The sequence below is a fragment of the uncultured Brachyspira sp. genome (genome assembly GCF_944390845.1).
GTDB lineage: Bacteria > Spirochaetota > Brachyspiria > Brachyspirales > Brachyspiraceae > Brachyspira > Brachyspira pulli.
The window spans coordinates 21,271-27,733 of sequence record NZ_CALXRM010000045.1 but is presented as its reverse complement, the minus strand read 5'-3'; the positions used below and the strand labels follow the sequence as shown (position 1 = coordinate 27,733).

The 6,463-nt window shown below is 27.7% G+C and carries 8 protein-coding genes and 1 pseudogene; 3 read left to right on the top strand and 6 right to left on the bottom strand.

The window, feature by feature from the left end; genetic code table 11:
- Nucleotides 1-193 precede the first annotated feature (193 nt).
- The 3 genes from Q0K52_RS09770 (at nt 194) to Q0K52_RS09760 (ending at nt 2,199) form a co-directional block, all read left to right on the top strand.
- Nucleotides 194-460, top strand: a complete 267-nt coding sequence (locus tag Q0K52_RS09770) for a co-chaperone GroES (RefSeq protein ID WP_297298919.1) — start codon at nt 194-196, stop codon at nt 458-460.
- A 247-nt stretch (nt 461-707) separates the two neighbouring features.
- Nucleotides 708-1,916 (top strand): hypothetical protein, encoded by a 1,209-nt coding sequence (locus Q0K52_RS09765; RefSeq protein WP_297298917.1) that lies wholly within the window; start codon nt 708-710, stop codon nt 1,914-1,916.
- A 4-nt stretch (nt 1,917-1,920) separates the two neighbouring features.
- On the top strand, nt 1,921-2,199 hold the full coding sequence (locus tag Q0K52_RS09760) for a hypothetical protein (protein ID WP_297298916.1): 279 nt from the start codon (nt 1,921-1,923) through the stop codon (nt 2,197-2,199).
- A 10-nt stretch (nt 2,200-2,209) separates the two neighbouring features.
- On the opposite strand, the gene smpB is transcribed toward Q0K52_RS09760, so the two are convergent.
- The 6 genes and pseudogenes from smpB to Q0K52_RS09730 all read right to left on the bottom strand — a co-directional run bounded on the left by smpB (nt 2,210) and on the right by Q0K52_RS09730 (nt 6,380).
- Nucleotides 2,210-2,689: an SsrA-binding protein SmpB gene (gene smpB / locus Q0K52_RS09755; protein WP_297298914.1), complete on the bottom strand. Its 480-nt coding sequence runs from the start codon at nt 2,687-2,689 to the stop codon at nt 2,210-2,212.
- A gap of 444 nt (nt 2,690-3,133) precedes the next feature.
- Complete coding sequence (locus Q0K52_RS09750) at nt 3,134-3,781, bottom strand: DUF305 domain-containing protein (RefSeq protein WP_297298912.1); 648 nt, start codon at nt 3,779-3,781, stop codon at nt 3,134-3,136.
- A 78-nt stretch (nt 3,782-3,859) separates the two neighbouring features.
- Nucleotides 3,860-4,369 carry a ribosome maturation factor RimM gene (rimM, locus tag Q0K52_RS09745; RefSeq protein WP_297298910.1) on the bottom strand — a complete coding sequence of 170 codons (510 nt, stop codon included), beginning with the start codon at nt 4,367-4,369 and terminating at the stop codon, nt 3,860-3,862.
- Nucleotides 4,366-4,608, bottom strand: coding sequence for a KH domain-containing protein (locus Q0K52_RS09740; RefSeq protein ID WP_008726607.1), 243 nt, complete (start codon nt 4,606-4,608; stop codon nt 4,366-4,368). The genes rimM and Q0K52_RS09740 overlap by 4 nt, the downstream gene beginning before the upstream one ends.
- A gap of 149 nt (nt 4,609-4,757) precedes the next feature.
- Nucleotides 4,758-5,000 (bottom strand): annotated as a pseudogene (gene rpsP, locus Q0K52_RS09735) (30S ribosomal protein S16); the annotation flags it as partial.
- 24 nt (nt 5,001-5,024) lie between these two features.
- Nucleotides 5,025-6,380: a signal recognition particle protein gene (locus Q0K52_RS09730; protein WP_297298907.1), complete on the bottom strand. Its 1,356-nt coding sequence runs from the start codon at nt 6,378-6,380 to the stop codon at nt 5,025-5,027.
- Nucleotides 6,381-6,463: the final 83 nt, after the last annotated feature.

The window sequence follows — 6,463 nt, the reverse complement described above, 5'->3', positions numbered from 1 at the left end:
TTTGTAGCAATTTAAATTATAAGGAATACCTTCTTTTTTTAAACTAAAAATGTGCAATATCTATGGCTCTTAAACAATATTAATAACTTCCATATTATTGACTTTTAATAGTTTTTATTATAAAATATTGCACAAATATTTAGAAAAAATAATTTATCATTAAATAAATATATTAATTAAGGAGAAAGTGAATATGTCATCTATTAAACCATTAGCAGATAGAGTACTTTTAAAAGTATTAGAACAAGAAGAAAAAACTTCTAGCGGAATACTTCTTCCAGATACAGCTAAAGAAAAAACTCAAAAAGCAGAAGTTGTAGAAATAGGCGACTGTGAAGATATAAAAGTAAAAAAAGGCGATATAGTTATATATGATAAATATGCTGGTATCCAAATTAAAGAAGGCGATACAGAATATTTAATAGTAAAAAATGAAGAGATAGTTGCTCTTATAAAATAATTTAATAGCTATAAATAACGAAAAAATAAAAAAGAACACTTATCTTAAAAAAGATGGTGTTCTTTTTTTACTTATCAGTATTTGTTACAGTTATAATAGTGTTAATAAAACTTTTTCGTATCATAAAAATTAATAAGGTTAAATAATATAAAAAATTATATTATTTAATTTTATTAATTTGTTCGATAATTATATTATTCTAACTAAATTAAACAATATCATTTCTTAATTAGGAGTTTTTGTGTAAATGCTAAAATATTTTATAATATTTCTTTTTGCAATATTAAATGTAATATATGCACAAGAAAATACTAATAAAACTTCAGAATATACATTTACCTATGAAAAAGAAAATACATTCAATATATCTGACACTAACTCCTCCAATGAAGTTTCTATAATGGTTGAAAGAAGAGGACTTCCTCTTGTTAATAGATTAGTAAGATTTACATCTTTAAAGCCTGATTTATTCGATTTTGAAGTGCCTAATGCAATACCAAATAATGAAGAAGTTCTATTAAAAGATATAGAAGAAGATGATGAAGAAAAAAATAACACTGAAGAAACTGTAAACACAAATACTACTGCATATACTAATGTTTATGTAGTTCCAACTGATGAAAATGGTGTAGCCAAAGCCAAACTTAATTTAAAAGATAAAGGCGAAGGCGTTGTACTTATGCATATACTTTATGTTGGTTCAACTGGAAATACCAATATATCTTATGAAGAATATTCTTATGTAAATATTATAAATGATGAAAAAAATACTATATCCGCAAAATTAATAAATGGCGATACAGCTAATTTAAATATTAACAGTTCAATAATAATAACTTTAACTCTATTCCCGGCACTATTTCTTGTATCTATAGCTTTAATATTTATAAGTTATTTTAGACATATATACAGTGAATACAGAACTGCTAAATCAAAAATAGTAATGTACACTTTCTTTGGATTTAATTCTATAAAAAAGAATTTTAGATTAATGCTTTTTATTATTTTTATGGAATTAATAATAGTGGCAAGCTTTATGTTTTTAGATAGCTATATCTTCTCTGTATTATTGATAGCATTCTTTATAGCAGGATTCTTAGTGAAAAGAGAAAAAATGTATGCTATAGCTTTTTTCATACTAGCATGCATTTCTATGATATATTTATACCTTGATACATTTACAAAACATATAGGATTAGAATATATAATAAATAATCACTTAATGGAAAATCCTATATTTATATTATTCTTATTTATGATACTTACTTCATTAGCCGGAGGAATATATATACCTATATGTATATTAGTATTATACAAAACAGCTTTTATTATAAGTGATTTATCTATAATATTAGCATTAGTTGGTATATTTATAGCATCTATTTTTTATATTGTAAAAGTGAAAAAAGGAATACCTTTCTTATACTCACTTAATTTACTAAAAATAAAAGATTGATAATATGATTTTTGATTTGCTTAGAGATTTAGAAATACTTATATCTGATATCACATTCAGCGGCATAAATAACATCGACTATAGTATAGTGGATAAAATAGAAAATTTGGCAAAAAAATTTAAAAAGATATCAATGAATCATATAAAAGATATGCTTGATGATTTTGCTAAGTCTATAAGAGAATATAAAACTAATGAAAACAAAAAAGAATATATAAAACAAGTAGCAGATAATATATCAAAAATAGAATTTTATTTAAGAAATGCTTTATCATACGAATAAAAATATATTATTATCTTTTAATATATCTTTCCATTTCTCTATCTAAAGTTTTTCTTCTTAGAGTTTCTCTTTTATCATGTAATTTTTTACCTTTAGCTAAAGCCAATTCAACTTTTACTTTTCCCCTAGCAAAATAAAGCTTAACAGGTATAAGTGTAAGTCCTTGTTCTCTAATCTTACCATATAAACGTTTTAATTCACGTTTCTTCATTAAAAGTTTTCTTTCTCTTAAAGGTTCATGATTATTTCTATTGCCAAAATGATAAGGAGAGATATGCATATTCACTATAAATAGTTCACCCTTTTTGAAAGAAGCATAACTATCTGCCATATTAACACTGCGTTCACGTAAAGATTTTACTTCTGTGCCTAATAAAACTATACCTGCCTCAAATTTCTCAATTACTTCATAATTGAAAAGGGCTTTCTTATTCTTTGCTATTTCTCCAGATGAAATAGTATTATTGTCCTTTTTATCTTTTTTAGCCATAATTAATTACCAAATCTTAAAGTATATAGATTATACAAAAATAAATCAATTTGTCAATTATTATATTAACAAATGATTTTTTTTCTCTCTCCCCGCCCTTTTATCCTTATTACTTAATTAAAAATAGAATTCCATTTTCCTCATAACCTCAAAAGAAATAAGACACCCACCCAAGCGAAAAATTTCAATTTAATGTCTTTAACGCACGGTTAATGAACTATAATATATAATAAAAATTGTATTTTAATATAACTATATATTTTAGCTTCATTCTGCGTGCGGTATAAATACAATCAATTAAAAAAAATCTAGGGTGGGAATTGCTTTTTCTATTCAAAATATTAAGGAAAATAAAACTTCAAATTTCTTAATGGTATATAAAAAGAAAATGGGCGGGCATCAGAATAAAATGCCAACCCATATAATTTAATATTAAATAGCTTATTAATTCATAGAACTAAGCATGTTATTCATATCATTAATCTCTTTTTCCTGAGCTGTTATAATTCTGTAAGCAATCTCTTTTATCTTGTCATCTTTTGTTGCCTCCAAAATTTTCCTAGATACATCTACAGCACCTTTATGATGAGGTATCATTCCCTTTAAGAAATTGATATCATCATTTTCTGTTACTTTAATAGATGACATAGCTTCCATCATATTATTCATAAGAACTTCCATTTCATCTCCGAAAGCAGCTGTATCTATATCATCATAATTTGTATTTTTAGCTTTTAATTCATCAATTAAAAGTGTAAACTCCTCAACCTCTTTTTCTTGAGCTTTTATTATATTATTAGCTAAATCAATTAAAGCCTGATTAGTTGTTGTTTCTAATAATTTTTTTGAAGATAGTATAGCACCTTGATGATGCGGAATCATATTAACTAAAAAGTCTACATCAATATTAGCTGTTTTCTCAAATGGCTTCTCCATCATAGGAGCATGCATTAAACTAATAATATCTGAACCCATACTATGATGAGCAGAATGATCCATAGCAGCATTTGCTGTTTCATTGGTATTTTTCTGTCCGCAAGAAATAATCAAAAGAGATAATAAAGTAATAAATATTGTGACAATTTTTTTCATTTTTTATCCTTTAATTTTATTCAGTTTTATAACATAAGAATATAAAAAATGTAAAAAATGAATTATTATAATGAAAAATTAATCATCATCAAATATAGGTTTTTGAATGATTTGTATAGTTTTGTTAATTTTATCAGATTTTCCGAAATATGCATGAACAAAAGGAATAGATACTATTTCATCATTTTCTGCTAATTTTATTTCAAGCACATAATTAGAAGGCAGGCTGTATACATCAACCACTTTTCCATATAAATTATTATCTAAATCAATAATTTCATATTCTATTAATTCAGCCTCATAGAAAGTATCATCATCTAACTGAGGTAGGAAAGAGGAATCAATAAATATATCAGCACCAATAAAAGCTTTAGCCTGTTCAATATCATCAATATCTTTTAAAGCCAGTACGAAAGCCTTATTTTTCTTTTTAACATTTAAAACGGTAAATGTCTGATTGTTAATAATTATAGGTATATCTTTATTTAAAACAGGAAGAGAGGCGAAGTAATCTTTATCAAGAAAAGCTACTTCAACCTCTCCTTTTAAACCATGTATACCTGTGATCTTGCCGTAAAAAATAATCAATTGTCAATAATCTCAAGCATTACACGTTTACCACTTTTCATGGAAGCTGCAAAAAGAATAGTACGTAATGCATGCGCAATACGACCTCTTTTACCTATAATTTTACCTATGTCGCTTTGGTTTACTTTCAATTCCAAAATCGTACTCTTCTCACCCTCAATAACCTTAACACTAACACCCTCAGGCTCATCCACTAACTTTTTAGCCAAATACTCAATAAGCTCTTTTTCTTCCGTCATAGCACACTCCTTTATATATTATAAGACGTAAATTAAGCTTCGCTCTTTTCCTCAGTAGATTCAGGCTTAGCTTGTTTACGATGTTTGCGTCTTTTTTCAGGATTTTTTAATGCTCTTTTCTTTTTACGTTCAAGAGGAGCACCATTATCTTTTTCCATTAAACCTTCTTTGATAAGAATACTTTTTACTACATAAGTTGGCTGTGCACCATTAGAAAGCCATTTTTTTAAACCTTCTATGTTTAACTTATACAATACATCTTTAGCTTTAGGATTAAACCAACCTAGCTCTTCTATAAAACGACCATCGCGTGGGAAACGAGCATCTGCAGCTACAATACGATAATGAGGCTCATGTTTGCGACCTATACGTTTTAATCTTAATTTTACCACCTTTCTTTTCCTCCAAACTTTTAATTACATTAATTTGTTTAAATCATCTATAGACATACCCATACCCTCTAGGGATTTTGCGAGCTTATCCATCTTCTTAGTGCTGCCCATCATGTTTTTCATCATGTTAAATTGCTTTATTAGCTGATTAACATCATAAACACTTTGACCGCTTCCTTTAGAAATTCTCATTTTTCTTGAATTATTTAAAGGAAATAGGGCTAGTCTTTCTTTTTTAGTCATTGATTGTATGATAGCTTTGTACTTCTTGAATTTTTCTTCTTCACGGCTTAAAAGTTCAGTATCAACATTTGCCATACCAGGTATCATAGATGTCATTTTGCTTAATCCGCCCATTTTGGTAGTAGCTTCTATTTGCTTCAAGAAATCATTATAATCGAAGTTGTTTTCTATAACTTTTTGAAGCATTTCCTGAGCTTCTTTTTCACTTATAGCAGCACGGGCTTTCTCTACAAGTTTAACAATATCACCCATACCGAGTATTTGACCTGCTACTCTTTTAGGATCAAACACATCGATATCGTCAATATGTTCTCCGACACCGACAAATTTAACTGATGAACCAGTAGCATACCTTAATGATAAGGCAGCACCGCCTCTTACACCAGAGTCAAATTTTGTAAGTATAACACCATTTATGCCAATATTGCTTTGAAAACTTTTAGCAACATCATACACACTTTGACCTGCTGTAGAGTCAACTACCAATAATTTTTCTGTAACATCGGCAGAGTTTACAACACGTCTAAGTTCAAGCATCATATCTTCATCTATTTCCAAACGTCCTGCAGTATCCACTAATATCATGTTATACTGTTCTTTTTTGGCTATAGCTAAAGCTTTTTTAAGGATTTTATATGCTTTTTTCTCTTTAGTGTCTATATGATAAGGAACTCCAACTTCTCTTGCCAATACTGCAAGCTGTTCCATAGCTGCTGGTCTATGTACGTCAAGACCAACCAACATAACACGTCTTTTATCTTTATAATATTTAGCCAATTTAGCTGCTGTAGTAGTTTTACCAGAACCTTGCAAACCGAACAATATAGTTATTGTAGTTTTTTCAACAGGCTCTAATTTTAAACCGCTTTCACCCTCGCCTATCATATTAACTAAAGTATCATGAACATCAGCTATAAATTGATTAGCAGGTTCTACACCTTCTAATTTTTCCTTTCCTATAGCTCTTTTAGTAGCTTCTTCAAGGAATTTATCAGCTGCTTCTAATGATACGTCAGCAGACAAGAGAGCTTCTTTAATAGTTAAAAGACTGTCTGTGATATCTTTATCAGTAAGTACTTTTTTACCATGTATTTTAGAGAATACATTAGATATAGATTTTGTTAAATTATCAAACACTAAAAATAACCTTAAATAAACATATTATTTCCAATTCATATTATACATAATATATTTAAAAAGTCAAGAATTTGCTATATTTT

Bases quoted from the DNA above. Each gene is read 5' to 3' on its own strand.
- Q0K52_RS09750 (WP_297298912.1), bottom strand. From the start codon at position 3,781: ATGAAAAAAATTGTCACAATATTTATTACTTTATTATCTCTTTTGATT.
- Q0K52_RS09740 (WP_008726607.1), bottom strand. From the start codon at position 4,608: ATGACGGAAGAAAAAGAGCTTATTGAGTATTTGGCTAAAAAGTTAGTG.
- smpB (WP_297298914.1), bottom strand. From the start codon at position 2,689: ATGGCTAAAAAAGATAAAAAGGACAATAATACTATTTCATCTGGAGAA.
- Q0K52_RS09770 (WP_297298919.1), top strand. From the start codon at position 194: ATGTCATCTATTAAACCATTAGCAGATAGAGTACTTTTAAAAGTATTA.
- Q0K52_RS09760 (WP_297298916.1), top strand. From the start codon at position 1,921: ATGATTTTTGATTTGCTTAGAGATTTAGAAATACTTATATCTGATATC.
- Q0K52_RS09765 (WP_297298917.1), top strand. From the start codon at position 708: ATGCTAAAATATTTTATAATATTTCTTTTTGCAATATTAAATGTAATA.